Below are 23,408 nucleotides of genomic sequence, written 5' to 3'. Positions count from 1 at the left end.
GGCGCGAAACGCCTGCAGAAGGCAAACTGCAGAGATGACCACGCTCGATACTTTACCAAATACCGCTCCGCAAACTGGCTCGCTGCCACCCGCCGCCGATCAGGCGCTGCCTCAGGTGAAGCCGCTCTACATCGGCAACGTGAAGGTCGATCCCCCGATTCTCCAAGCGCCAATGGCGGGCTTCACTAACTTTGCTTATCGCCAGATCGTGCGCCAGTTTGGCGGCTCCGGTTTGCTTGCCACCGAAATGGTCAGCGCGCGGAGTTTTGTCTGGCTCGCAGAGCACGAAGCGGAATCCCCCGAACGACTGTGGGGCGTGAAAGAAGAAGCCCGCCCGCTGGCCGTGCAAATGTGGGACAACGATCCCGATACGCTCGCCCGCGTTGGCGAACGACTGGCCAATGAATATCAGGTAAGCGTCGTCGATCTCAATTTCGGCTGCCCGGTGAAAGACCTCACCGAAAAGGCGCACAGCGGCTCGTACCTCCTAAAGTTTCCCGATCGGGTCGGCGCGATCATCGAGCGGGTGGTCAAAGCCTGCGCGCCGACGCCGGTGACTGCCAAGATTCGCCTCGGATGTTCGCACGCGTCAATCAATGCCTGCGAGATTGCCCGCGTTGTCGAAGCCGCGGGTGCGGCTGCCCTGACCGTACATGGCCGCGTCGCTTCGGACTTTTTCCGCGGCAGTGCCGATTGGGAGAAAATCTCCGAAATCAAACAGCACTTGAAGCACATCCCGCTGATTGGCAACGGCGATCTCGATTCAGCTGCGAAAGTCGTCGAAGCGTTTCGACGTTATCACGTTGACGGCGTGATGATTGCCCGGGCGTCGCTTGGTCGCCCTTGGCTGTTTGCTCAATGTGCGGCAGCGCTGCGCGGCGACCCGATTCCCCCCGAACCGACGCTCGACGAACAACGCGACTGGATGCTGCGGCACTACGAACTCGTCTGCGAACGGTTTGGCGAAGAGCGCGGCACGCTGCTCATGCGGAAGTTCGCCTGCAACTATGCCCAGGGCAAAGCGGGGGCCAGGCACTTTCGCGGCGCAGTGGGGAACGTGAACACGCGCTTTGAATTTCTCGCCGTCGTCGCTAATCATTTTCCTAAGCAAGACAACCCGCAACTCTTTCAGCCGCACGATGCCGCCGAGCCGTGCGAAGAAACGTGCGGCTAAAACTCACGGCAGTCCAGCTACAGATTGCAACCACAGCCCGCAGTCCAGACGCGACCATCAGCGGCCATGATGGGTGTGTGCTGGTGAATCGGCGGGCTAGGCAGTGAATTGTTGTAGCCACCCACATGCTTCACCGGCGACCAATCGGGACTGACTGGCGGCAGGGGCGGCGCATGTGAGGCGAACTCGCTGGCCCCGTGCACGATGCGGCCGCCCACGAGCGTGAGCACACTTTCGAGCCCGCGAATGGCATCGTCTTCGATGGCAAAGTAATCGTCACTTAGCACCGCGAGATCGGCGAACCGACCGACGGCCAGTGTTCCCTTCCAATCATCTTCGCTGCTGAACCAGGCGCTGCCGTGAGTATAGAGCCGGAGTGCTTGCTCGCGCGAGAGCCGCTCGGACTCTTCGTGGAGGACGGTGCCGCCGACAGTCTTCGAAGTGACCATCCACCAGAGGCAGGTCCACGGATGATAACTGGCCACGCGCGTGCCGTCGCTGCCGGCGCCAATCGGCAAGCCCATGGCGAGCATCTTCTTCAGCGGCGGTTTGCGCTTGGCCGATTCGAGCCCGAAGCGGCGAATGTAGTATTCGCCCTGATAGGCCATCCGATGTTGAATGGCGATGCCGCCGCCGAGCTTTTGAATCCGCTCGAGATTCTTATCGGAAATCGTCTCGGCATGATCGATGAACCAACGCAGCTTATCGATGGGAACATCGCGATGCACCCGCTCGAAAATGTCCAGAAAACGACCGATCGATTCGTCATAAGTCGCGTGAATTCGCCAGGGCCACTTCGCTTCGGCCAGCATCCGCACAATTGGCTCGAGTTCGCTCTCCATCGTCGGCTTCAGATCCGGTCGCGGCTGCAAAAAATTCTCGAAGTCGGCAGCACTCCAAACAAGATTCTCACCGGCACCATTCACGCGCAGCAGATCGCTCCCTTCGCCAGGGCGCGTCATCTTCAGCCAGCGAGCGTAGTCGGCCTGCTCTTCGCCACTCTTTTGCGCGAACAGGCTGTAAGCGACGCGCACCGTCAGGTGACCATCCTGGTCGAGCTTCTTCGCCACGGCGTAGTCGTCGGGATAGTTCTGCCCGCCACCGCCAGCATCAGCCACGCTGGTGACCCCAAAGCGGTTCAGCTCGCGCAGATAGTGTCGCGTGCTGTTCAGTTGATCGTCGAACGACAGCTTGGGAGCATTGGCAATCGTGGAGTAGAGAATGAGTGCGCTGGGCTCGGCGGTCAGCAGACCGGTGGGATTCCCTTTGGTATCGCGGGCGATGAGACCGCCGGGCGGATTTGGCGTACTCTTGTCAAAACCAAGTGCTGCCAGGGCCGCACGATTGAGCAGTGCCGAGTCGTACAAGTGCAGCAGGAACACGGGCGTGTGCGGTGCTGCTTCGTTAAGCTCGGCGAGCGTCGGCATGCGCCCTTCGGCGAATTGAAATTCGTTCCAACCGCCGATGACGCGAACCCATTGCGGCGGCGGGGTCCGTTCGGCCTGCTGCTTGAGTTGTTCGAGCGCGAGTCCCAGTGTGGGTACGCCATCCCAGCGCAGCTCCAGGTTATAAAAAAGCCCCGCGCGAATCACGTGCAGGTGAGAGTCATTCAGGCCGGGTATCACGCGCCGCTTGTGCAAGTCGATGGTCTTCGTTTGCGTTGCTGCCAGTTTCAGGATCTCGTCATCGGATCCGAGCGCTGTGATTACTCCTCCGGAGATCGCGATCGCCGTGACTTCAGGCTGCGCCGGATTGAGTGTCGTGATTTTGCCATGATAGAGAATGATGTCAGGATTCATGGTTTCCGTTCCTTGTCTCCCGGCGCTAGCGCCGGGAGTGGAGCATTGACGAGATTCGATTTTACTGGAGCACCTTCCGCGCGGCAGGTGCTTTGTGAACCATCGTGTAGGCGTATTCAATGCCCACGCCGTACGCGCCACCATGCTCGCGAAAGATATTCATCAACGCGTCGTAATGATCGCGATGAGCCCAGTCTCGCTGAAATTCGAGGACGGTGGCGACGCTGGTCATACGAACCGCGCCGGCCTGCACCATGCGGGAGAGAGCCGCTTCGTGAGCCGCCGGCGAGGTGCCTGCGGAGGCATCTTCGACGACATACACGTTATAGCCTTCCGCGAGCATGTTTAACGCGGGCCAAGTGATACAGACTTCGGTCCACAGCCCGGAGAGCAGGATATTCTTCCGCCCGGTTTGCTTGATCGCTTCGCGAAACGCCGGGGTATCCCAAGAATTCATGCCTGTGCGTTCGATGGGCTGTTGATCTGGAAAAATATCAAGCAGTTGCGGCCACATCTGGCCGCTGAATGATTCGGTTTCGACCGTGGTAAGAATGGTGGGAACTTTGAATTCCTTCGCGCCGCGGGCCAGCATCAGCACGTTGTTCATGAGCAACTGACGATCAATGCCGCTGCCGACGCCGAACGACATCTGTGGTTGATGATCGATAAAAACAAGCACGCTGTTGTCGGCAGTGATTAAGCCACCATCGGTGTGCGGAAGAATGTTGGCCATGAGGAAGTCTCCTTAAAAGCTAGGGTTGGGAACGGAGGAGTAAGACTCAAAAAGAAAGTAGCCCGACGCGTCAGCGAGCGTGAACCGCCAATTTGCGTCGTTTGCAGCACCACCCTCGCTGATGCGTCGGGCTACCAAAGACCGGAAAACTATTAGGCCAGGTCGAACAGCATCACTTCGGCATTGTTGGTGGCCTCGATCGTGAGCGAGGTTTCGTCGCTGATGGCTGCGCCGTCGCTGGTGGCGAGGGCCTGACCATTCAACGTCACACTGCCGCGCAGCACCTGTAGCCAGGCATGCCGGCCACTTGCGAGCGAGTGCGTCACGCTCTGCCCTTGATCAAGGGAAGCCAAGTAGATCTTGGCATCTTGATGAATCAACAGCGAGCCTTCGGCAGCATCTCGCGAAGCGACGAGCCGCAACCGATTGTGCCGCTCTTCGTCGGCGAACCGCTTCTGCTCGTAACTGGGCGTCAGTCCGTTGGCTTCCGGGAACAACCAGATCTGATATAGGTGCACGGGTTCGCTGGTGGACGGATTGAATTCGCTATGCGTGATGCCGGTCCCAGCCGTCATCCGTTGGAATTCACCAGGCCGCAGCACTTCGCCGTTTCCCATCGAATCTTTATGTTCCAGCGCTCCCTCAAGCACGTAGGTAACGATCTCCATATCGCGATGCGGATGGGTGCCAAACCCTTGACCCGCTGCGACCCAGTCCTCGTTCATCACCCGCAGGGCACGAAAATTCATGTGCCGGGGATCGCGATAGCTGGAAAACGAAAAGGTGTGATAAGTGTTCAGCCAGCCGTGGTCTGCGTGACCTCGATCAGCTGCTTTGCGAACGGCAAACATGGCGGGACCTCCGGAGAAGCTTGGTGAGAACATTGGTGAGTGTGGACACCTGATCTACCGCCCAGCGAGGCGAACCTTACACGCTTCTTGCCCACTGTTTTCCGCCCATTTTTCTCCCATGTAGCCCGACGCGTGAGCAAGGGAGCCACTTCAACAACGGCTGCGATTTCGCAACGGTTTACTGCCGATACGGTGATTTGGCTGAACTCAATGGAGATGAAAGTCGCTTCGAGCCATTCCCTCGCTGACGCGTCGGGCTATGTGATACCAATCCTGTTCGTTAACTCGGCAGCCACAGGCGCGACGTCGCCGTCGAAGCAGCAGCTTTCTCGCCGGTCCGCCGCGCTTTGATTCGCACATAGGGTGCCACGAACTTACTGCGATGTTCCCAGCTGCCGGGGATGGCGTCGGGCTTGGTATGCAGCGGCTCGACGAGGTCTTCAATCACAAACCCGCTACGGCACATCAGCCCGAGGATTTCGTCCCAGCGATGCAAATACTCGTGTGTACCTTCTTCGCGATGCCGACTGCCAACCACAGGTGGCAGCGGCCCGGTTCGATAGTACGGCTCTGTCAATTCGTATCCCTTGGCACTCGCCTGCACGTCGGCCTGCAAGCTTTGCGGCGTCTTGTGCTGACTGACATATAGACCGCCCGGGCGCGTGATCCGCGCGACCTCCGCATACACGGGTCCAATCTGCGGCACGTAACAAGTGCTGACGGGCTGCACGACGAGATCGAACTCGCTAGCCTGGAAGCACTGCAGGTTGTCCATCGATGCTTCGACGGTGTGCACTTCCAGCCGGCGCTCGGCGGCCACTTCGCGATCGAGTTCCAGCTGCGCGGCACTGATATCGACCACCGTCACCCGCGCACCAGCTGCGGCATAGAGCGGGCCATGCTTGCCACCCCCTGCACCCAAGCACAAGACGCGCTGGCCGCGAATATCGCCCCCCAGCCAACCCAGGGCATCGACCGTCTTCAGCGGATCGACAAAGTCCTCGTCGCGCGCCGGCCGCGTGAACCGCTGCTTATCGCGAACCATTTCGTCCCACGCGCGTCGGTTGTGGTCGTGCATGGGGAAGGGAGGAAGGGTTGCAGGAATAAAGCGATGAAGGGCAGGAGCGATTGAGGGAGGGCGAGCATCCTGCCGAGCCGAGAACTGTTAATTTAGCGTTTTCTTTCGTGGTGGGCAGGCGGGATTTACGATGACCGAGCCGATTCAGTTTTATTCCACAGCCGATGCGTACGGCGAATTCTCAAATTTCGCGGCTTACCCGATCGAGTTAAAAGGGAAGACCTGGCCAACGTCGGAGCATTATTTTCAAGCGCAGAAGTTTGCCGGCCAGCCGGATAAAGAAGAGATACGTCGGGCAAGCTCACCGCTGCTCGCCGCCCGGATGGGCCGCGATCGCCAGCGCCCCTTCCGCACCGATTGGGAAGCAGTGAAAGACTCGATCATGCGCGAGGCGGTCCTCGCCAAGTTCACGCAGCATGCCAACCTGCGCGAAATCCTCCTCAGCACCGGCGATGCCCCGATCGTCGAGCACACCACCAACGACAACTACTGGGGCGATGGCGGCGGCAGTGGGAAGAACATGCTGGGGCTGATACTGATGGAAGTCAGGACGAAGTTACGTGAGGAGGCTACTGCTTCCCAACCTTGAACTTCAATCTTCGATTTACAAACTCCGCAAGTAATGCACGAGGTCTTTGATCTCTTCCGCACTATATACTGCCTTGGCCGGATGCTGGTGCTTAAGAAAAACGTCTTCGAGCGTCGCCGCGGTGTTGTCGTGGAAGAAGGGGCCGCGATGACTGAGTCCGCGGAGGCTGGGTGGGTTGAACTCTTTGTTCCCTTGCTTGTCGGTCAGACCCACGTCGTAAGCTTTGGGCGTGGTGAAGTTGGGTCCGGCGTGGCAGCGGGCACAGTCGTGATTCTCGAACACGAGTTTGCCGCGGGCGATGGCAGCTGAGTCAGTTGTGCCGCGCAGCACATCGAGCGGCGGCGGCAGTTCGAGCGTGCTCACGTAAGCGGCGATGGCCTTCACGTCGTCAGCGGGAATTTCATCCTCTCGCTGCATCGTGTTCTCTAGCGAGTTGCGAATCTGCACGAGCAGGTCTTCGGCCTTGGCATTCCAGCCGTAAGGGGCAGTATCTTTCTGCGAGAGGAGCGACAGAACTCGCTTCGGCGCGCCGAACGACTTGTCGCTGAAGTTGTCGTTCATCTGGCCGTTGGCATGACCATCGGCGTGACAACTATGGCAACTCATCCAGCGGTCGTGAGCTAGCCGCGAGTCGTGAAACAGAACCTCTCCCTTCTGTGCTTCGGTTAGCTCGGGCGTGGGGCCCAGCGAAATCCGCTCGGTCACCTCTTGCAGCGCCAGGTCGACTCGCACCAGGCAGTCGGCATATTGATCGACGACCAGCGCCGTTTTGCCATCGGCGGCGATCTTCACCGCCACGGGCCGCTGACCGACCTCGATCCGCTGGAGCGAAAAATCTTCTTCCTTGCCGACGGCAATCTGTCCCGCGCCAGACATCGTCACCGCCACCGTTCCATCGGTCGCGATATCGAAGCCCGCCGGATCGCCGCCACCTTGGCCCGCTTCCCCCAGCGGGTGCATGTGCGAACCGAAGTAAGTTTCCTTGCCGCCAGCCAGCACCGACTCGATCTTCAGCCAGCGCAGGTCGTTCGACATCAGCAGGCCCCAGTGAACGTCGTTTCGAATGGTATGGGCCAGTTCGTTGAGCATTTGGTGCGAGACGAGCAACATTTCGCCATTCGGGCTGATCCCCAACCCGCGGATGTTGTGCCCTGGGAATTGACGAACAGCTTCCAGCGTTTGCTTCTTCGGGTCAATCACCGCCAGCTTGCCGCTGAACGAATCGGCGACGATCAACTTTTGCTGCTGCGGCAGCATGATGAGTTTGCGCGGCGCGAAGGGAAGGTCGAGCACCTTCGTGATGCGTGCGATTTCCTGTTTCTTATCACCGTTACGGTTCAGTGCGAGGAATGATACGCGGCGCGACCAAAGGGAAGTGACCGCCGCTTGCTTGCCGTCGTCCCACACGGTCACACCGACCGGATAGGGACTCACTGCCAACCGTTGCAGAACGGTGATCTGGTCACCCTTCATTCGCAAGACCAACAGTTGATGAGCTTGCTCGTCGGTAGCTAGAAACAGATCGCTGCCGGGCACCGGAATGAAGTCAGACAGTTGTTTGCCGACCGCTGTTTCGCTGGTGACTTTGCCAGCTGCGGTCAGCGAGGTAATGCTGCCACTCTCGCGATTGGCCACATACAGCCATTCCCCTTGGGCATCATTGGCCAGAGCAATTGGCCGCCTCAGTTGCGTGGCTAGTTTGGGCGCTGCAGGCTCTGCGGCAGGGCATGTTGCCAGTAGAATCAAACCGACCAGCAGACCGCTGACTTGGGCACCACTACGGTGCAAAACGGTCGAAGAAACTAGGCTCATCGCGCACGACCTTGCAGGTGGGAAAGATGCAGACTGGTAGCTGCTGGGAGCCTCTAGTCTGGCATAGCGAAGGGGCGGTCACAAGTCAAAAGTCCCGCGGTTCCAGGCATCGGCTGGGCCTCTTGGCAGTCAGGGAAAGATCTAATTCGCGATGAAACGACATAATCAAAACGACGACGATTGGGACGACGAAGAGTTCGACAATAGCGACGACGAACCAACTATCGATTGCCCCTATTGCCGGCGCGAGATTCACGAAGACTCCCAGCGCTGCCCGTATTGCGAACGCTACATCTCCGACGAAGACTCGCCTCCCACTCGCAAGCCCTGGTGGATCTATGTGACCGTGGGGCTGTTGCTGTTTGTTATGCTCGATTGGCTCCTGTGGGCCCTGTATGGCCTGCTGTTTTAGTGAACTGGTTTCGCCCAGGATAATTTCGGTGTCGCGCCGAAGTGACTACAATCCAGCGTTCGTAGGTTCCTCAGTCGCAACAAAACACAATCCTGCCTCACCCACTTTTATCGAGTTCCGGCCATGCCTCTCTCTCGACGCGAAATCTCCCGACGTGACTGGGTCATCGGTTCTGCCGCAGCTGGTCTGTTGGCAACAACGGCCACCGCTCGCGAGGAAAAACCAATGCTTCCGCTCATCGATTGTCATCAGCACTTGTGGGATGTCACCAAGTTCAAGTTGCCTTGGCTTCCCGCCAGCGGAGTGCTCGCCCGCAGCTACGTGCTGGACGACTACCGCCAGGCCATCGTGGGAACCGGCATCGACCGCTCGGTTTATATGGAGGTCGATGTCGCGCCGGAACAACAGACTGCCGAGGCCGAGCACTTGATCGCAATCTGCAAGTCTGGCACCGCGCCCACAGTGGGTGCCGTTATCTCTGGCCGCCCCGGTGATGAAGCCGCATTTAAGAAGTACATCGCCCAGTTCAAAGACTCGCCGCAAATCAAAGGTGTGCGGCAAGTGCTCCATGGCGATAGCACCCCGGCCGGCTTCTGCCTTTCGCCCGCGTATGTGAAGAGTGTGCAATTGCTAGGCGAAATGGGGCTGAGCTTCGACCTTTGCCTGCGCCCTGGAGATCTGGCCGATGCTTCGCAGCTGGCCGACAAGTGCCCGGACACACGACTGATTCTCGACCACTGCGGCAACGCCGATCCCAAGGCCTGGCTCTCGGCCACCCGTCGCGGTGATCAAAAACCAGACCATACCGTGGAGCCCTGGAAAAAAGAGATCGCAGAAATTGCCAAGCGCAAGAACACCCTTTGCAAGATCAGCGGCATCATTGCCCGCGTCACGAAGGAGTGGTCAGCTGACGACCTAGCACCCATCGTCAATCACTGCCTCGATAGCTTCGGTCCCGACCGCGTCATCTTCGGCAGCGATTGGCCCGTCTGCCTCCTCGGTGCCCCACTTAAAGCCTGGACCGAAGCGCTGCGGCAAATCGTCGCCGCCCGATCCGAAGCAGAGCAGAAAAAGCTCTTCAGCGAGAACGCGGTGAAGTACTACCGCCTATAGTAAGACGGCTTGGAACCGAGAGCTATTTCATTCCTGCCAATCGAGCGCGACGTCGAGCACGATCGCGGAATGGGTGAGAGCTCCGGAGCTGATTCGCTCGACGCCTGTCTCGGCCACGCTGCGAATCGTCTTCAGCGTGATGCCGCCGGAAGCTTCAAGTTCAATGTGTGGGGCCAGTTCGTTGCGAATGGCCACGGCTTGGCGAAGCACGTCGGGCGGCATGTTATCGAGCAGGACGATATCGGGCCCCGCGGGTAGAACCTCGCGTAGCTGAGCCAGGGAATCAACTTCCACTTCGACCATCATCTCGGCAAAGCGCTCTTGGCCGGCCCCATGTTCGTACAAGAAGGCCTTCGCCCGTTGCACTGCTTGAGCCGGCGTATAGCGGGTAGCAGCTGACCCTTCGCGACCGAGTGCCAGGTGATTGTCTTTGATGAGCACGCCATCGAAGAGGCCGAGCCGATGGTTATGTCCACCGCCGCAGCGGACGGAATATTTCTCCAGCCTGCGCCAACCGGGAGTTGTCTTGCGCGTGTCATAAACGCGAGCTCCGGTGCCAGCAACAGCAGCGACATATTCACTGGTTAACGTCGCAATGCCCGACATGCGTCCCATCAGGTTCAGCAATGTTCGCTCGGCAGTAAGGAGGCCGCGGGCTGGTCCGCGCAGACGGGCAACGAGTGCACCTCGCTCGACCTTCGCGCCATCCGCAACTTGCGGCTCCCACGAAGCGGCGATCTCCATTTCTTCGAGCGTGATGCGGGCAGCTTCAATGCCAGCAATCACTCCACTTTGGCGGGCCACGAGATTCGCCACCGATCGCGCTTCCTCGCTGGCGAGAGCGACGGTCGTCCAATCGTGGCCGCGCTCCAGGTCTTCGAGAATCGCCAGCCGCACGAGCTGGCGGCAGTCGTGCTCGACATCGGCATCCCACGTTAGCTGACGATATTCCTTGGCCATGATCGATCTCTAACCGTGTGCGATTGCTAACTCAGCCAGCGGGCGACGTCTTTGGCCCAGTAAGTGAGAATGATGCTCGCGCCGGCCCGCTTGATTGCGGTCAACATTTCGAGCGCAAGCGTTCGTTCGTCGACCCAGCCATTGGCAGCTGCAGCCTTCACCAGACTGTACTCGCCTGACACGTTGTATGCCGCAAGCGGCACGCCGGGAAAGTTCTCGCGCACGTCGCGAATGATATCGAGATAGGCAAGCGCCGGCTTGACCATGATCATGTCGGCCCCTTCGCGCAGGTCGAGTTCGACTTCGCGCAGGGCCTGGCCCGCGGCAGCCGCGGGGTCCATTTGATAGGTCCGCCGATCGCCAAACTGCGGGGCGCTTTCAGCTGCATCGCGAAACGGACCATAGAAAGCACTGGAATATTTAGCGGCGTAACTCATCAGCGGCAAGTGACTGAAGCCCGCATGATCGAGCGCATAACGAATAGCACCGACCATGCCGTCCATCATGCCACTGGGTGCGACCATGTCGGCTCCGGCTTGGGCGTGACTGACCGCTTGCTTGCCTAGCAGCGCCAGCGTCGGATCGTTGGCAACATCCTGCTGCCCATTCCGCTCTTCGAGCAAACCACAGTGACCGTGACTCGTGTATTCACAAAAGCAAACATCAGTCAGCACCAGCAACTTGGGTGCTGCTTCCTTCACCGTCCGCACCGCCTGCTGCACAATCCCTTGATCGCAATACGAGTCGCTTCCCTGCAGATCTTTTTCGGCTGGAATGCCGAACAGAATCACGCCGGCGATGCCGAGCTGCTCCGCTTCTTTCGCTTCCTTCGCCAGTTGATCGAGCGACAGTTGAAACTGCCCTGGCATCGAACCAATTGGCTGCTTGATGTTTTTTCCCGGCCGCACAAACAGCGGCAAAATCAGGTTCGCTGGCGCAAGGGTCGTCTCGCGAATCAGTGCGCGCACGCCCGCGTTGTAGCGCAAGCGCCGCATGCGTGTAGTGGGAAAACCCGAATCGGCAGCCGAACGTTGGTTCATGGGGAATAACAAGGCCGAAGCAAGAACGATCCTAAAAACACGAATCGTTCACTCTAACTTTGACCTCCACTGTTCACAACGGCCACAATGCATGGCGGTATTGACTTGCCAACGTAGGGTGGGCCGAGTGAAACGAGGCCCACCAAGTTTGACGCAGGAAAGCATTGCACGCGTCCCCACGAGAAACTACTCCCACTCGGGCGAATGATAACCGGGACAAGGATCTGCACTTCCCCAATCCAACGGATAGTCACCTGCTTGCACAAAGCGATGAAAGGATGACCACTGCCAATCTTTCACGCGTTGAGCCAGGTTGTGCTTCACCGGATTCCAGTGGATGTAGTTCGTGCATCGCTCGAGATCGTCAACATCTCGAACCGTATGTTCCCAAAAACGACGTTGCCAAATTGCCTGTTCCCGATGCCTTTTCTGAGACGCCGACCGTTCCAAGCCTCGGTGGCCAGATCGAAGAAACAGGTAGGTGAACTTTTCCTTGATCTGTCGCCACCGGCGTGAATAGTTCGCGTCCTCGTGCGGCAACGTCCAGATGCAGTGGAAATGCTCGGGCAACAGAACCGAAGCAAACATTTCAAAAGGCAGCTTCGCTTGGACGTGTTGAATGGCCTCGCGAAAGAGCCCTCTGATTACTTCATCGTGAAAGAGCGGTCGTCGCTTGTAGGTAACCACCGTAAAGAAATAGGTACCTCCCGGCACGTAGTTCCTGCGATAGTTCGGCATGGCAGTCGCCCTTTGGTTGCCATTCTTCGATAGATATAGTCGATCCTGGTGGGCCTCGTTTCACTCGGCCCACCCTACCTGTGATGATTCAAAACGCTTAATGCGACGGCGCTTTAATGGCAACAGGTTCTTCGGCATCGCGCGGGGGATGGAAGAAGAAGAGCAATAGCAGCGCGGCACCAATGGCCATTGCGGTGGGAATCATGAACAGTTCGCGATAGCCGGTCAGACCCGTGGGCCCGACAAAATGGGTCTGCAACGGAATAAAGAGCCACTTGGCCGCGAGGTCGCCGACGCCGAGGATCAAAAAATTGAACAACCCCTGAGCACTGGTGCGAATGTCCTTCGGAAAGACCTTATCGATATAGATGTAAACCGTCGCAAAGAAGAACGCATAGCAAATGCCGTGCAGGAACTGGACCGCCACCAGCAGCGTCGTACTCTCCGGGAACAGGGCGAAGACGGAGAACCGAGCGGCATGCCCCAAGATGCCAATGATCATCGTCCAGCGCCAGCCCAACTTCGAGAGTACGAGGCCGAGGAACATCATGGTCAGAATTTCGGCAACCTGGCCCAGGCTCATCACCACCATGATCCAAGCTGGCTCAATCCCGGCGCGAGCTAGGAAATTGCCCGTCATTACGAAATAGCCGTTGTGAATCGTCGAGTCGATGAACGTGGCAATGAACAGCACCAAAATCGCGGGTGTTGCCAGCAATTTGAGAGCCCGCAACAGCGCGAAGCTTTCCGCTCCGGTCGCCTTATTCGGCGGCGTGTGTGGCAATATCAAGCTAAACGCCGCCAGCAGCAGCGAAGCCCCGCCCGAGACAATAAAGATCGCACTCGTCGCCTTCAGCACTTCGGCTTCGGGCTTGCCATACAGAATGAAGGCAATCGGCCAGGCTGCGAGAATCCAGCCGATGGTGCCACCCATCCGCACAATGCCGAACTCCTTCTCCGAGTTCTTCATGTGGCTGAAGGCGATCGAATTGGCAATCGAAATCGTTGGCACATACAACAGGCAGTGGACGGACATCAGGCCGAAGAAGATCCAAAACGGCGTATCGTAGGGCTTAATCACTTCGCCCGCTTCCAGCGGCAGGCGATCGAACCTCACCCAAGCCAGCCCGGCCATTGCCAGGCCGCCAACCAGGTGACTGAACGCCATGAAGCGCTCGGCCGAGAAATTACGATCGGCAAACTGATTGCTGAAAAACATGCCAATGATGGCCGCAACCGGAAACGCGCTGAGAATCAACTTCTGTTCGTTCTCGGTGAGCCCCATGGCCGGAAGATAGCCGAAAATCAGCGGCAGCCACGCGCCCCAGATAAAGAACTCGAGCACCATCATGAAGAAGAGCTTGATCCCCGTTCCGCTGGGACCGGCATGCGCGGGAGACTTCAGGGGATCAGACGCGCGACTCATGAACGGGCTCCAATAGGTTTTGGCAAGCAGAAAAATCGGGTTTGTAAAACGTTCGCAGGGGCAGAGTCAAAATCGTACCTTCCGCACTGGGCTCGCGAAAGCTCCAAGTTTTCCCTTTTCCGCGGCCGAAGTGTGCGTGTCAATTTCTATCGCAGCAAGGCAAAAGGATTCTCATGCCGACGTCATTCCGCCTGCGAGTTGCCACAGCCACCAGACTCCATCAGTCGCCTGACCGCACCACGCACCCCGGAGTTTTTCAATACCCCCCTTTTGCGTGCATCACACTTAAGCCATTTTGCGACAACGAATTGTGGCTAATTTTCTCAACCTGAAAACATCCTATCTGTTGATAAACCCCTGGCTAATGAACCACCGTTGCTGAACTTCCGTGGCCCAACTTGCCGCGATTGATTCATCGCTGGGCCAGCCATGCAGCAGTCCTTCGCAGCGGTGAGAATTGCACCCACCCCGCGGCGCGCAGTTCTTCCACCAGGTTGCCAATCTAGCCGTTTCGATTCTGACAAAGTACTGACTTCTTGTCAATAACTTGATGCGTACTTTTTGTACTATTTTGGCGAGAAAGGGAAGCGACTCCTTTGCCCGGCCACTAGTCCAACTAGCTTCGTGTCAGCTGGTTAACCCACGCGCTTGCGCGGGCGAACTGCGAATTCACTTGGCTAACAGTTCAACGGCCGCAAGCGGTCCGGTTAACCCTCGCGCTTGCGCGGGTGAACTGCAAAATCGCCGGCCTAAAGGTTCAACGGCCGCAAGCGGCCCGGTTAACCAGGTTTGGCAACCTGACTTCCATCGAACATTCAGGTTCTAGTCTTCGTCGGCCAGGTCGGCTTCGTGAATCATCGAGAAACCCTTGGCATTCAGGGTCGACATGGCCATGTCGAGGTTGTCGACCATCAGGGCGACGGCTGGCTGACCGTGCGGACGAATCAGCAGCGGATACGCCTGGACAATGTTCACCTCAGCCTGCAGAAGAGCCGTGCAAACTTCCAGCAGTGGTTGGTTGGTCTGCGGCAACTCGACGCCGATCAGTTCGCTCTCGATAATCGCCAGCCCGGCCCGTTCGAGAATCTCACGCCCCTGCTCCGGATGACTGAGCAGAAACCGGACAAACGCGCATTCGGTGGCATCGTTGATCGAAAGAGCCACGATTCGCACCTTGCTTCCTTCGAAGCGGCGAATCACTTCCATCAGCTGTCCGACCCGGTTTTCCAGAAACACGGTGAACTGCCGAATGGTGGGGAAGCCCTTGCCACGGGCGGTGACATAGCCGGTATCCATTCCCTCGCCAATGCTCATGCCCAATCCCCAAGCGATGCAATCTCAAATGCCACGACACGACACCAGCTTGGTTATAGGCCCGGCAGGGCAGAACGGTCAACGCGGGCGGTCGCTTCAGTGGGGCTATCTGCCGGCCAGAAACGACGTTTTGCGAGCCCGGCCAGCAGCTCCGATCACGCGCAGCAAATGCCGCTTGATCTCAAGTTCGCTGCTGCGGGCTTCCGTAACGGCCGCCAATTCACCGGCGGGAATCGCCAGCGTATCGCATTTCATCGCCCGCCCCATTTCGGCCAGCGATTCACTTTGCCGCACCACTTCCAGCCAATCGCGCCGGTCGGCAGCGGCGATCAAATGGTCGAGCAGGAGGGGCAACGAATTCAGCAGCGCCGTGACGCGCGCATTGTTGCTGGCGAGCCGCTGGTTCGTTTTGGCAAGATCGCCCGGTGACGGCAAATTCATAGGTGTACTCTCTTTAGTAGCCCGACGCGCTCCTACATAGCCCGACGCGTCAGCGAGGGAGAACTGCAACTTCCTCCTCCACTCGCCTGTCAACTTCATTCACCAACTACGCAGCCAAGCGACGAGTCGTCGGCTTCGCGCGGCGAGCTTGTTCGGCTTGCAGCAGAATGGCCGAGACGAGCGAGTCCATGGCCGAGGCGATTAACTTATCTCGCAGCTTTCCTGCCGAGACCCCTTCCTGAGCAATCAACTTGTCAGCCTCAGCCGTGACGATTGTCGCCGCACGAGTGCGAACATAACCGCGAGCTTCGTGAGCTTCGAGCGAGTAGAGACGTTCGCAAACGCGTTGATAGGTTGCCAAGCGACTGCGGCCGGCAATGCGTTCGGCCAGCTGAGCCACTTTATCGGTAACCAGCCAATCGGCCATCCATTGTGCAAGACCCATAACCACTATCCTTCCAAGCGTGGGGGGAGTTCCAGGCGGCCGAGCGACGATCGCCACGACGGCCAGGCACGAATGCACGAGCAGCAGCAATCGCGTTAAGAAGCGCAGATTGCGGATGCCAGGGCATCTCGCGTATACAGGGAATCGAATTCCTGGCTGCAGCTTCTTGATGCCAGCTGCAGTCGCGCCGGTTTGGACCGCTTGGCGAACTTGTTTGCTGCGAAGATATTCCCCCTGCTAGCGACCGAAATCGTTGGGATGATTAAACCAGCACCCGCTTTAGGCCGATACAAACCTAGCAATCGGTAAGCGTAGTCCGAGCGATCACCTGAGGCACAACCTGCGCCTCTTGACCGACCCGCAAGGTTTCCCTACGCTCACAGATGTGACACGAGTCGTGTCGCGCGCACCCATCAGGCGCTGTAGCCAAGTGGCTAAGGCAGCGGATTGCAAATCCGCCATCGTCGGTTCAACTCCGACCAGCGCCTCTCGAATAATCGCTGAGCGTTCAACGCTTTACGACAACGCCAATCGCTTCACTGCGATTGGCGTTTTTCGTTTCTTGTTTCGATTTGCATGGTTTTCCCTGCAAACCAACGATTCCGAACTGACGCTACGGTTCACACCCTTGCGTCCCGTTTGTCCCCTAAGCGATACCTCTCGCAGCGAATGACCGTCTTAATTCTGGCGACAGCGAATACGCTGGCCAAACGATCTGGCAAGTCGTTTTCGTGGGCGGGTAGAATGCGGCGATGTACATCATCGTGAACATCACCGCTGTCTTAAGTTTCATCGTCAGCGTTATGGTTGGATTCTACACGTACAGCAAGTTCCCAGTTTTGGACGGAGTGCAAAAAGCCGGACTAATTGGCGTCTTTGTTGCGCTAACCGTGGCTTGGGTATCATGCCGAATCTGGATGTTCTACAACCAGCACCGGAATCCAAAACGTCGTCCTTGACCTAGTCATTCAAAATAGCACGTACCAGTCAGCGATTACGCTGGCCAAACGATCTGGCAATACGTTTTCGTGGGCGGGTAGAATGCGGAGATGGATAAGCCTCATACTTCTGTCGCACCGATATTTGTCGCCATCGTCTTGCTGCTCCTGCAGGTGCTGTACGTTGGGAGTTATCTGGCGTTGGTTCAGCCGGAAGGTGATTTTGTAGATTTACCAACAGGTGGCTACTACGTTTCGCACTATCGGATTCCTGGCACGCTTCCTAGCAAATTCTTTCGTCCGCTATAAAGCACTGACCGTCGCATCCGCCCTAATGCGTGGTTTGTTCCTAGGCGAGGGAGAGACCTCTTTGCGCCACCGAAATTTGGTGGGACATTTCCGCCAAGCCTTCGCTGGACGTAGGTGTGCCGAATACGCTACGATCCGTGCAAATACTGTGCGGCCAGCGATTAACGAACGACGCAAAGCGAAACAAGCAAAGCGATTACGATCGACGCTTATGCGGATTGCAATTCCGCCATCGTCGGTTCAACTCCGACCAGCGCCTCTCAGAAAACCAGCCGATTTAGCAGCAAATGCTAGTCGGCTGTTTTCGTTTCTTGGGGGGGCCGTCGGCTAAGGGTGTGCCGTTCAACAGCGTAATTTTGCTGCGGCCACGCGAAACCGTTTCGTTATGTTGCGTGACGCGCGCCCCATCGTCTCTATGTGTGCAGACTGCGGGTTTCTGGCTGTTCTGCTAAAATCCGGGCCGGTCGGCACTCTGCCCGCCGTGGAACGTTGGTCTATTTGCTAGCTACACATTGCTATCTATGGAGACGATGTGATTTGGACGCGCCAGAGGGATTCAGCATCGAACGGAATCGCGGGATCTATTGCCCGGTTGGCACCGTTTCGTTCGACGAAGTCGTTGCCCTAGTTAGCGCGGCCATAACTGCAGCGTGCGCGCAGCAGGTCGAGGAGTTATTGGTCGATACCACAGGTCTAACCGGGTTCCATTCCCCCTCCACCATTCAACGATATGCAGCAGTCGTGAAGTGGGCAGAATCAGCGAATCGACGACTGCGGCTGGCGATGGTAGCTCAGCAAGAAATGATCGATCCGCAAAAGTTCGGTGTACTCGTCGCCGGCAATCGGGGATTGGACAGCAACATCTTTGCCACCCAAACTGAGGCCCGCGCCTGGCTCGATGCCTCTGCATAAAACTTATCGAGCAATGTCTCCGCCGATACTCTTCGCCCGATGCTACCCCCTTGCCTGCATTTGTTTGACATCGCCGCTTGCGGAGACCATAAATGGCGACTTATGAACAATTACATCGTGCAATCATTCGTGGCGCTCTTGTTCGGTAGTTTGTCGGCATGCGCGGTTGTGGCTGCCGAGCCGACGGCGGAGCCTGTTCGCTTGCCGCTGGTCAAGGTGGCTCCCGAGGAGTCTGGCCTGACGCATGTGATTAACAGCGAGCCGGAGCGCGGGAAGCTCGACTATCCCTGGATGTCGCCGCCAATCGACTTCGACGGTGATGGCCAGCTCGACTTGATTGTCTATGGTCATCATGGGGGTGGCGCGGCGATCTGGCTCGGTCGTGGCAACGCGAAGTTCGTGCTCGACGAGGGGCCCTATGCTCGTCGCTGGCTCTTTGGTGCCCGCGATCCGGTCTGGTGGGCTGGTGGCAACGCGCCGCATGCTATTGGCACTGAGGGGAGCAACATCTCTGGTTACTTCTTTTTAAATGACGGTGCGGGCAACTATCGCAAGTCAGCTCAACAACTGCCGCAAGCCGGCTATGGCGATTTTCAGCTGGCCGATCTCGACGGCGATGGTCTGCATCGCGAAGCGTACATGAGTGGCGCCGGCGCGGCACTTCGCTTGACTCCCTCGCCCGACCAATGGCCCACCGCCGCAGATGCCAAGCTGAAGAGCGAAACGTTGTGGGAATCCGAGTCGCTGGTGGGTTGGCCCGCAGGCATCGAACATGGCCGCGGCCCCGGTCGCCCCGGCTATCGAGATGCCTACGCGGTTGATCTGGATGGGGACGAGCGCAATGAATTAATCGTGCACTTCCGCGGCGAAGGTTTTTACAGCTCGCAACTCTTCACTTGGATACTGGTGCGCAAAGAGTCGAAAGATGGTTCAAGCTGGCAAGACGCGACCGCTGCTTTCGGCCTGCCGGCAAGCGCCACCGCCTGGCTGTTTCCTGAAGATTTAGATGTCGATGGCGACCTGGACCTGGTCGACCTGCATTCTGGCAGGTGGCACGCCAACGATGGTCGCGGCAAGTTTGCCCAGCAGGAGCAGCTTGTGTTTGATCCCGAAAAGCGCGGGCTGCCGAATCGTCGTGGTCATCCCTGGACGACCGACAACGAACTGCAATGGCTCGATCTCGATAACAACGGCTATCGCGACCTGGTCACCGCCAGCGATCATGGCACTCAACATGGGGCGTTTCTCAACCTGGGTGGCGGTCGTTTTGTGGAAGTCGACGGCATCCTGGGTGGCCGCCGCAACCGCAAGTTTGGCGATGTCGACAACTACGGACGACTCGACATGGCCACCTTCGATGGCAAGCAACTCACCCTGCATCGCAACCAGACCGCGGCAAGCGGACTGCATGTGAAGTTGGTCCCCAAAGCTGCTGGCGACGTTCACCTGGGCGCTAAGCTCTGGGTTTATCAACCCGGCAAATTGGGCGACGCCAAGTCCCTGGTTCACTATCGCCAGGGATTCATGGAGCGAAGCGCCGGCCGTTCGACGGTACTTGTGCCGCGGTTGCACATCGGCTTGGGTGAATTCAAGACGGTCGACGTTCGGGTTCGCTTTCCATCAGGAGTTGTGCGCGAGATCAGCGGAGCAAGCGCCGGCAGCGAAGTCGTGCTGTACGAAACGAAAAAGCTTTAGTCCATCGATGACAGGATCCTATGACTTCGCGTCCGTCTCTGTCAGCAGCTGTTCAATCCGCTCGCGCATGTACTTCTCGCCGTCGAGGCCTTGCCATTTCAACTCGCCGGGCCAGAAGTGCCGCAGGTAGCCGCGCTTGTCGATAAGGTACACCGAAGGCCACATCGAGTTTCCCCAGGCGTTCCAGTTCTCACTCTTGCCGTCAATCACCACCGGGAAGGCAAATTTTTCCTTGGTGGCAGAACTGCGGACATTGGCCGCCTCGCGCTCGCCAGCAGTCTCGGGTGTGTGCACGCCGATCAAGACAACGTCCTTTCCCTGAAACTTGTCGTGCCATTCGCGATACCACGGATAGTTGTGAATGCAGTTGCTGCAGCCGAAGGCGTAGAAATGGAGTACGACAACCTTGCCACGTTGGTCGGCGAGTTTCATGGCGGGTGAGTTGATCCAGTCCTTGGTATCGACGATCTCTGGAGCGCGATAGGCGGTTTGTCCCAGCCGCGAAAGATCGAACGGCGCGCCAACCGCCTGTTGCCATTTGGTCCGCTGAGCCGGTTTGAGCAATGCGAGGATTTCCTGTTGCTCCTTCAGCTTGACATCTTTGAATTTCTCTTCGAGCGGCTGGCGCGGCTTCCCTTCGCTGGCCTCTTTCTCAAGCGCAGTGACTGCCGCTGCAGCCTTGTCGACGATCGTCTTGAGTTGCTTCAACTGTTCGTCGGTATAGTCCATTTGCAAATCGAGATCGTCCCGCACCAGGGCAGCTGTCCCCAGCTTTCTCATGAGGATTTCGCGGAACCGCTTGCTTTGCGCAGGCAGGAGCAAAGTGTTGAGTTTCTGCTGGCACTCTCCCATGATCTCGTCGACTACGGCGACAACCACTTCGCGCGACTTGTTCCGCAGCGGAAAGAAGCGCAGATCGACGCTATCCATCAACTCCTGATAGGCCACGCGCTGGGTTGAACTCAGCTTGAGTTCTGCGACCACGGCCGGCTCGTGCAGCAAAGCCCAGGAAGGATCGGCACCGGCAAATGGATCCGCGCCGCGCGCAGTGAGTCCCGACAGCAGTGAAGCAAAGGCGACGACAACGAACGTAGTGAAAACTGTCCGCATGGGTAAAGCCCTGCTCCTATGACACATCATTTTCTGAGAGTCGCCGACCACTGGCAATCCTCTCGAATTGGATGCCGGCGAACAGCTTTGGTTACTGCCACCATTGGTTAGTGGACGGCAGCAAGCTGGCGGAACGTCATTTGCACCCAAATCGGGCCGCACGCGTCCAGAATTGCCGGACGTGCTGTTCAGTGCCTGACCAAGGCTGAAGCCTCGTCCGCCGGTGGGTCTGGTTGGTTCTCCAAGGATCAATATGAACTCCGTAGTAGCAAAGTTAGACTCCGCCGCCGAGGCAATTCCTGCACGAATGCGATCCGCGACGGCGACCTTCGTGGTATTCGCCGGTACTATTTTCCTCAGCGCGTTTCTGCTGTTTCAGATTCAGCCGTTGGTGAGCAAATTCATTCTCCCCTGGTTCGGCGGCACTCCGGCGGTCTGGACCGGAGCCATGCTCTTCTTCCAACTTGTGCTGTTCGGCGGTTACTTTTATGCTCACTTGTTAAGCAAGTGGTGCACCATTCACCAGCGGCTCACTGTCCACCTGTCAGTGCTGGCACTCGCCGCCGCGAACGTCGCCTGGGGTCGACTTATCCCGCCCGAATCGCTCCGCCCCCAAGGCGAGGCCGGCGAAATCCCGCTCATTCAGCTGCTGCTGCTGCTCACAGTCACTGTCGGCATCCCTTACTTTTCTCTCTCGGCAACGGGGCCCCTCCTGCAGCGCTGGCTGCACGATAGCCTGCCCGGCGTCTCCCCCTATCGCCTGTTTGCGCTCTCCAATCTCGGCTCGCTGCTCGCACTCCTCAGCTACCCATTCTTTTTCGAAGTTCAGTGGGGCGTGGTGGCCCAGGCGAGCATCTGGTCGGTGGGTTATGTCCTGTTCGTCGTCATTTGTGCCTGCTGTGCGATTCGCACCTGGCAGCTGAGCAAGCCGGCGACTCGGGTAGCCAATGAACAGGCTGCAAGCGTTGACAAATCAATTCCGATTCCCGAAAAGATCACTCCCGCGGTGGCTTCGCTCCGTGACAAAGCAATCTGGCTTGGACTGCCGACATTGGCCTCGGTCATGTTCCTGGCGACGACCAACGAAGTCTGTCAGAACGTCGCCTCGGTTCCGTTGATGTGGGTCATTCCGCTCTCGCTGTATCTCGTCACCTTCATTATCGCCTTCGACCATCCCCGCTGGTACCCGCGGCAAATCGTTGCCTGGAGTACGCTCGTCCTGTTGGCTTTCGTGATCTATTACGACACCACGCTCGAAACGGTCGACCAGGTCGCCAACTCACTTCTGGGATCCACTGCAGACGACAGTATAGAACTGGGCGGCCTCTGGTGGCTGCAGGCCAGCATCTATTTTCTCACCATGTTTGCGATCGCTCTGATGTGCCACGGCGAACTGGCCCGCGCGCGTCCCGCGCCGCAATATCTCACCAGCTATTACTTGATGATGTCGTTCGGTGGCGCACTGGGCGGGCTGCTGGTTAATCTCGCGGCACCATTTCTGTTCAACACGTTCTTCGAGTTTCCTCTCGCCCTCATGACAGCTGCTCTGGTTGCAATCGTGCTGATCTGGGCGGGGAGTTCCACCTCGAAGCTGCGCTGGCCCGCAGTCGGTGGCGCAGTTGCGCTCGGGGCGACGTCGATCGTCGGCCTGTTGCTCGACAGCGCACCTTCGACCAGCACGCACAACAAAACGGTCCATGTCTCGCGCAGTTTCTATGGCATTGTCGAAGTCATGCACCGCGCCATCGGCGATGTGGACGAGAATTACACTTTCTACAGCGGCACCATTCAGCACGGCAAACAGCTGGCCGAACCAACCCGTCGCGCGATTCCGCTTACTTATTACGGTGCCGGCTCGGGGTGCGAAGTGGCTATCAAGTTCGCTCAGGCTCGCTCCGAGCAATGTCGAATCGGGGTGATCGGCCTCGGCGTGGGGACCATCGCAACTTACGCCCGCTCTACCGACTCGATCAGGCTCTACGAGATCAATCCCAAAGTCATCGACATTGCTCAGGACCAGCGCTGGTTTCACTTTCTGAGCGATTGTCGCTGTAAACCCGAACTCGTCCTGGGCGATGCTCGGCTGCAACTCGAACGGGAGCTCAAAGCTGGCGGCAGCCAGAAGTTCGACCTGCTCGTTGTCGACGCTTTTTCCGGCGACTCCATTCCCACGCACCTGCTCACGCGGGAAGCGTTCGACGTCTATCAGCAACACCTGGCCCCGGGCGGTCTGCTTGTCGTACACATCACCAACACCCACCTCGACCTCTTTCCCGTCGTCAGCAAACTGGCCGACCAGGCGGGTTTTGGTTATCGCCGCATCTATCAACAGGGCGATCTCGACCGCCTGCTTTATCGCAACTACTACATGCTTCTCTCCAAGGACGAAACGTTCCTTGCGCAAACCCGCGACCAGATCGACGATCTACCCGACTACCTCCGTCACCCGCGCAACATTCCGCTCTGGACCGATGACTACACCAATCTCACGGCGCTTCTCCGGTGATCGGCTTTTCGAG

General features: G+C 58.1%; 21 protein-coding genes and 1 tRNA gene. 9 read left to right on the top strand and 13 right to left on the bottom strand.

From position 1 onward, the window contains the following. The first annotated feature begins 34 nt into the window (after window positions 1–34). On the top strand, window positions 35–1,174 hold the full coding sequence (gene dusB, locus ETAA8_RS02080; protein WP_145084180.1) for a tRNA dihydrouridine synthase DusB: 1,140 nt from the start codon (window positions 35–37) through the stop codon (window positions 1,172–1,174). A 17-nt stretch (window positions 1,175–1,191) separates the two neighbouring features. Here dusB and ETAA8_RS02075 read toward each other — a convergent pair whose 3' ends face one another. The 4 genes from ETAA8_RS02075 to ETAA8_RS02060 form a co-directional block, all read right to left on the bottom strand. Continuing rightward, window positions 1,192–2,973 carry an amidohydrolase gene (locus tag ETAA8_RS02075; protein ID WP_145084177.1) on the bottom strand — a complete coding sequence of 594 codons (1,782 nt, stop codon included), beginning with the start codon at window positions 2,971–2,973 and terminating at the stop codon, window positions 1,192–1,194. A gap of 61 nt (window positions 2,974–3,034) precedes the next feature. Beyond that, on the bottom strand, window positions 3,035–3,706 hold the full coding sequence (locus ETAA8_RS02070) for a hydrolase (RefSeq protein ID WP_145084174.1): 672 nt from the start codon (window positions 3,704–3,706) through the stop codon (window positions 3,035–3,037). 152 nt (window positions 3,707–3,858) lie between these two features. Beyond that, a complete protein-coding gene (locus ETAA8_RS02065; protein WP_145084171.1) occupies window positions 3,859–4,557 on the bottom strand; it encodes a pirin family protein in 699 nt (232 codons plus the stop codon). A gap of 280 nt (window positions 4,558–4,837) precedes the next feature. Beyond that, the gene (locus tag ETAA8_RS02060) at window positions 4,838–5,602 is read right to left on the bottom strand and encodes a class I SAM-dependent methyltransferase (protein WP_145084168.1); all 765 of its coding nucleotides are present in this window, start codon (window positions 5,600–5,602) and stop codon (window positions 4,838–4,840) included. 163 nt (window positions 5,603–5,765) lie between these two features. Between ETAA8_RS02060 and ETAA8_RS02055 the strand changes: the two genes are divergently transcribed. Beyond that, window positions 5,766–6,224, top strand: coding sequence for an NADAR family protein (locus ETAA8_RS02055; protein ID WP_145084165.1), 459 nt, complete (start codon window positions 5,766–5,768; stop codon window positions 6,222–6,224). A 15-nt stretch (window positions 6,225–6,239) separates the two neighbouring features. Here ETAA8_RS02055 and ETAA8_RS02050 read toward each other — a convergent pair whose 3' ends face one another. Then, window positions 6,240–8,036 (bottom strand): cytochrome c peroxidase, encoded by a 1,797-nt coding sequence (locus ETAA8_RS02050; RefSeq protein WP_145084162.1) that lies wholly within the window; start codon window positions 8,034–8,036, stop codon window positions 6,240–6,242. Window positions 8,037–8,187: 151 nt separating this feature from the next. Here ETAA8_RS02050 and ETAA8_RS02045 point away from each other — a divergent pair, with 151 nt between their 5' ends. Continuing rightward, window positions 8,188–8,448: a zinc ribbon domain-containing protein gene (locus ETAA8_RS02045; RefSeq protein ID WP_145084159.1), complete on the top strand. Its 261-nt coding sequence runs from the start codon at window positions 8,188–8,190 to the stop codon at window positions 8,446–8,448. Between the two features lie 123 nt (window positions 8,449–8,571). Continuing rightward, window positions 8,572–9,561 (top strand): amidohydrolase family protein, encoded by a 990-nt coding sequence (locus tag ETAA8_RS02040; protein ID WP_202921509.1) that lies wholly within the window; start codon window positions 8,572–8,574, stop codon window positions 9,559–9,561. A gap of 27 nt (window positions 9,562–9,588) precedes the next feature. Here the strand turns inward: ETAA8_RS02040 and nadC are convergent, their stop codons facing one another. From nadC to ETAA8_RS02005, 7 genes are all read right to left on the bottom strand, one after another. Then, window positions 9,589–10,521 carry a carboxylating nicotinate-nucleotide diphosphorylase gene (gene nadC, locus ETAA8_RS02035; RefSeq protein ID WP_145084156.1) on the bottom strand — a complete coding sequence of 311 codons (933 nt, stop codon included), beginning with the start codon at window positions 10,519–10,521 and terminating at the stop codon, window positions 9,589–9,591. A gap of 26 nt (window positions 10,522–10,547) precedes the next feature. Then, window positions 10,548–11,561, bottom strand: a complete 1,014-nt coding sequence (gene hemB / locus ETAA8_RS02030; RefSeq protein ID WP_145084153.1) for a porphobilinogen synthase — start codon at window positions 11,559–11,561, stop codon at window positions 10,548–10,550. Between the two features lie 186 nt (window positions 11,562–11,747). Next, window positions 11,748–12,299 (bottom strand): REP-associated tyrosine transposase, encoded by a 552-nt coding sequence (locus tag ETAA8_RS02025; protein ID WP_145084151.1) that lies wholly within the window; start codon window positions 12,297–12,299, stop codon window positions 11,748–11,750. Window positions 12,300–12,396: 97 nt separating this feature from the next. Then, entirely contained in the window at window positions 12,397–13,725 is a 1,329-nt protein-coding gene (locus ETAA8_RS02020) for an MFS transporter (protein WP_145084148.1), read from the bottom strand. A gap of 822 nt (window positions 13,726–14,547) precedes the next feature. Continuing rightward, on the bottom strand, window positions 14,548–15,039 hold the full coding sequence (locus tag ETAA8_RS02015; protein ID WP_145084145.1) for an acetolactate synthase: 492 nt from the start codon (window positions 15,037–15,039) through the stop codon (window positions 14,548–14,550). A 105-nt stretch (window positions 15,040–15,144) separates the two neighbouring features. After that, a complete protein-coding gene (locus ETAA8_RS02010) occupies window positions 15,145–15,480 on the bottom strand; it encodes a hypothetical protein (RefSeq protein WP_145084142.1) in 336 nt (111 codons plus the stop codon). A gap of 106 nt (window positions 15,481–15,586) precedes the next feature. Then, window positions 15,587–15,925, bottom strand: a complete 339-nt coding sequence (locus tag ETAA8_RS02005) for a hypothetical protein (protein ID WP_145084139.1) — start codon at window positions 15,923–15,925, stop codon at window positions 15,587–15,589. Window positions 15,926–16,341: 416 nt separating this feature from the next. Here ETAA8_RS02005 and ETAA8_RS02000 point away from each other — a divergent pair. The 4 genes from ETAA8_RS02000 to ETAA8_RS01985 all read left to right on the top strand — a co-directional run bounded on the left by ETAA8_RS02000 (window position 16,342) and on the right by ETAA8_RS01985 (window position 19,779). Further along, window positions 16,342–16,413: transfer RNA gene (locus ETAA8_RS02000), tRNA-Cys, on the top strand. Window positions 16,414–16,974: 561 nt separating this feature from the next. After that, window positions 16,975–17,172, top strand: a complete 198-nt coding sequence (locus ETAA8_RS01995) for a hypothetical protein (RefSeq protein ID WP_145084137.1) — start codon at window positions 16,975–16,977, stop codon at window positions 17,170–17,172. A gap of 537 nt (window positions 17,173–17,709) precedes the next feature. Next, on the top strand, window positions 17,710–18,084 hold the full coding sequence (locus ETAA8_RS01990; protein WP_145084134.1) for a hypothetical protein: 375 nt from the start codon (window positions 17,710–17,712) through the stop codon (window positions 18,082–18,084). 102 nt (window positions 18,085–18,186) lie between these two features. Then, window positions 18,187–19,779 (top strand): CRTAC1 family protein, encoded by a 1,593-nt coding sequence (locus ETAA8_RS01985; RefSeq protein WP_145084131.1) that lies wholly within the window; start codon window positions 18,187–18,189, stop codon window positions 19,777–19,779. An 18-nt stretch (window positions 19,780–19,797) separates the two neighbouring features. Here ETAA8_RS01985 and ETAA8_RS01980 read toward each other — a convergent pair whose 3' ends face one another. Beyond that, on the bottom strand, window positions 19,798–20,889 hold the full coding sequence (locus ETAA8_RS01980) for a redoxin domain-containing protein (RefSeq protein ID WP_202921508.1): 1,092 nt from the start codon (window positions 20,887–20,889) through the stop codon (window positions 19,798–19,800). 307 nt (window positions 20,890–21,196) lie between these two features. On the opposite strand from ETAA8_RS01980, the gene ETAA8_RS01975 reads away from it, so the two are divergent. Next, entirely contained in the window at window positions 21,197–23,395 is a 2,199-nt protein-coding gene (locus ETAA8_RS01975; protein WP_145084125.1) for a fused MFS/spermidine synthase, read from the top strand. Window positions 23,396–23,408: the final 13 nt, after the last annotated feature.

Origin of the sequence: Anatilimnocola aggregata, from assembly GCF_007747655.1 — a bacterium.
GTDB lineage: Bacteria > Planctomycetota > Planctomycetia > Pirellulales > Pirellulaceae > Anatilimnocola > Anatilimnocola aggregata.
The sequence above is the reverse complement of the archived record's forward strand: the minus strand, read 5'-3'. Positions and strand labels throughout refer to the sequence as shown.

Bases quoted from the DNA above. Each gene is read 5' to 3' on its own strand.
- dusB (WP_145084180.1), top strand. From the start codon at position 35: ATGACCACGCTCGATACTTTACCAAATACCGCTCCGCAAACTGGCTCG.
- ETAA8_RS02075 (WP_145084177.1), bottom strand. From the start codon at position 2,973: ATGAATCCTGACATCATTCTCTATCATGGCAAAATCACGACACTCAAT.
- ETAA8_RS02070 (WP_145084174.1), bottom strand. From the start codon at position 3,706: ATGGCCAACATTCTTCCGCACACCGATGGTGGCTTAATCACTGCCGAC.
- ETAA8_RS02065 (WP_145084171.1), bottom strand. From the start codon at position 4,557: ATGTTTGCCGTTCGCAAAGCAGCTGATCGAGGTCACGCAGACCACGGC.
- ETAA8_RS02060 (WP_145084168.1), bottom strand. From the start codon at position 5,602: ATGGTTCGCGATAAGCAGCGGTTCACGCGGCCGGCGCGCGACGAGGAC.
- ETAA8_RS02055 (WP_145084165.1), top strand. From the start codon at position 5,766: ATGACCGAGCCGATTCAGTTTTATTCCACAGCCGATGCGTACGGCGAA.
- ETAA8_RS02050 (WP_145084162.1), bottom strand. From the start codon at position 8,036: ATGAGCCTAGTTTCTTCGACCGTTTTGCACCGTAGTGGTGCCCAAGTC.
- ETAA8_RS02045 (WP_145084159.1), top strand. From the start codon at position 8,188: ATGAAACGACATAATCAAAACGACGACGATTGGGACGACGAAGAGTTC.
- ETAA8_RS02040 (WP_202921509.1), top strand. From the start codon at position 8,572: ATGCCTCTCTCTCGACGCGAAATCTCCCGACGTGACTGGGTCATCGGT.
- nadC (WP_145084156.1), bottom strand. From the start codon at position 10,521: ATGGCCAAGGAATATCGTCAGCTAACGTGGGATGCCGATGTCGAGCAC.
- hemB (WP_145084153.1), bottom strand. From the start codon at position 11,561: ATGAACCAACGTTCGGCTGCCGATTCGGGTTTTCCCACTACACGCATG.
- ETAA8_RS02025 (WP_145084151.1), bottom strand. From the start codon at position 12,299: ATGCCGAACTATCGCAGGAACTACGTGCCGGGAGGTACCTATTTCTTT.
- ETAA8_RS02020 (WP_145084148.1), bottom strand. From the start codon at position 13,725: ATGAGTCGCGCGTCTGATCCCCTGAAGTCTCCCGCGCATGCCGGTCCC.
- ETAA8_RS02015 (WP_145084145.1), bottom strand. From the start codon at position 15,039: ATGAGCATTGGCGAGGGAATGGATACCGGCTATGTCACCGCCCGTGGC.
- ETAA8_RS02010 (WP_145084142.1), bottom strand. From the start codon at position 15,480: ATGAATTTGCCGTCACCGGGCGATCTTGCCAAAACGAACCAGCGGCTC.
- ETAA8_RS02005 (WP_145084139.1), bottom strand. From the start codon at position 15,925: ATGGGTCTTGCACAATGGATGGCCGATTGGCTGGTTACCGATAAAGTG.
- ETAA8_RS01995 (WP_145084137.1), top strand. From the start codon at position 16,975: ATGGATAAGCCTCATACTTCTGTCGCACCGATATTTGTCGCCATCGTC.
- ETAA8_RS01985 (WP_145084131.1), top strand. From the start codon at position 18,187: ATGAACAATTACATCGTGCAATCATTCGTGGCGCTCTTGTTCGGTAGT.
- ETAA8_RS01980 (WP_202921508.1), bottom strand. From the start codon at position 20,889: ATGCGGACAGTTTTCACTACGTTCGTTGTCGTCGCCTTTGCTTCACTG.
- ETAA8_RS01975 (WP_145084125.1), top strand. From the start codon at position 21,197: ATGCGATCCGCGACGGCGACCTTCGTGGTATTCGCCGGTACTATTTTC.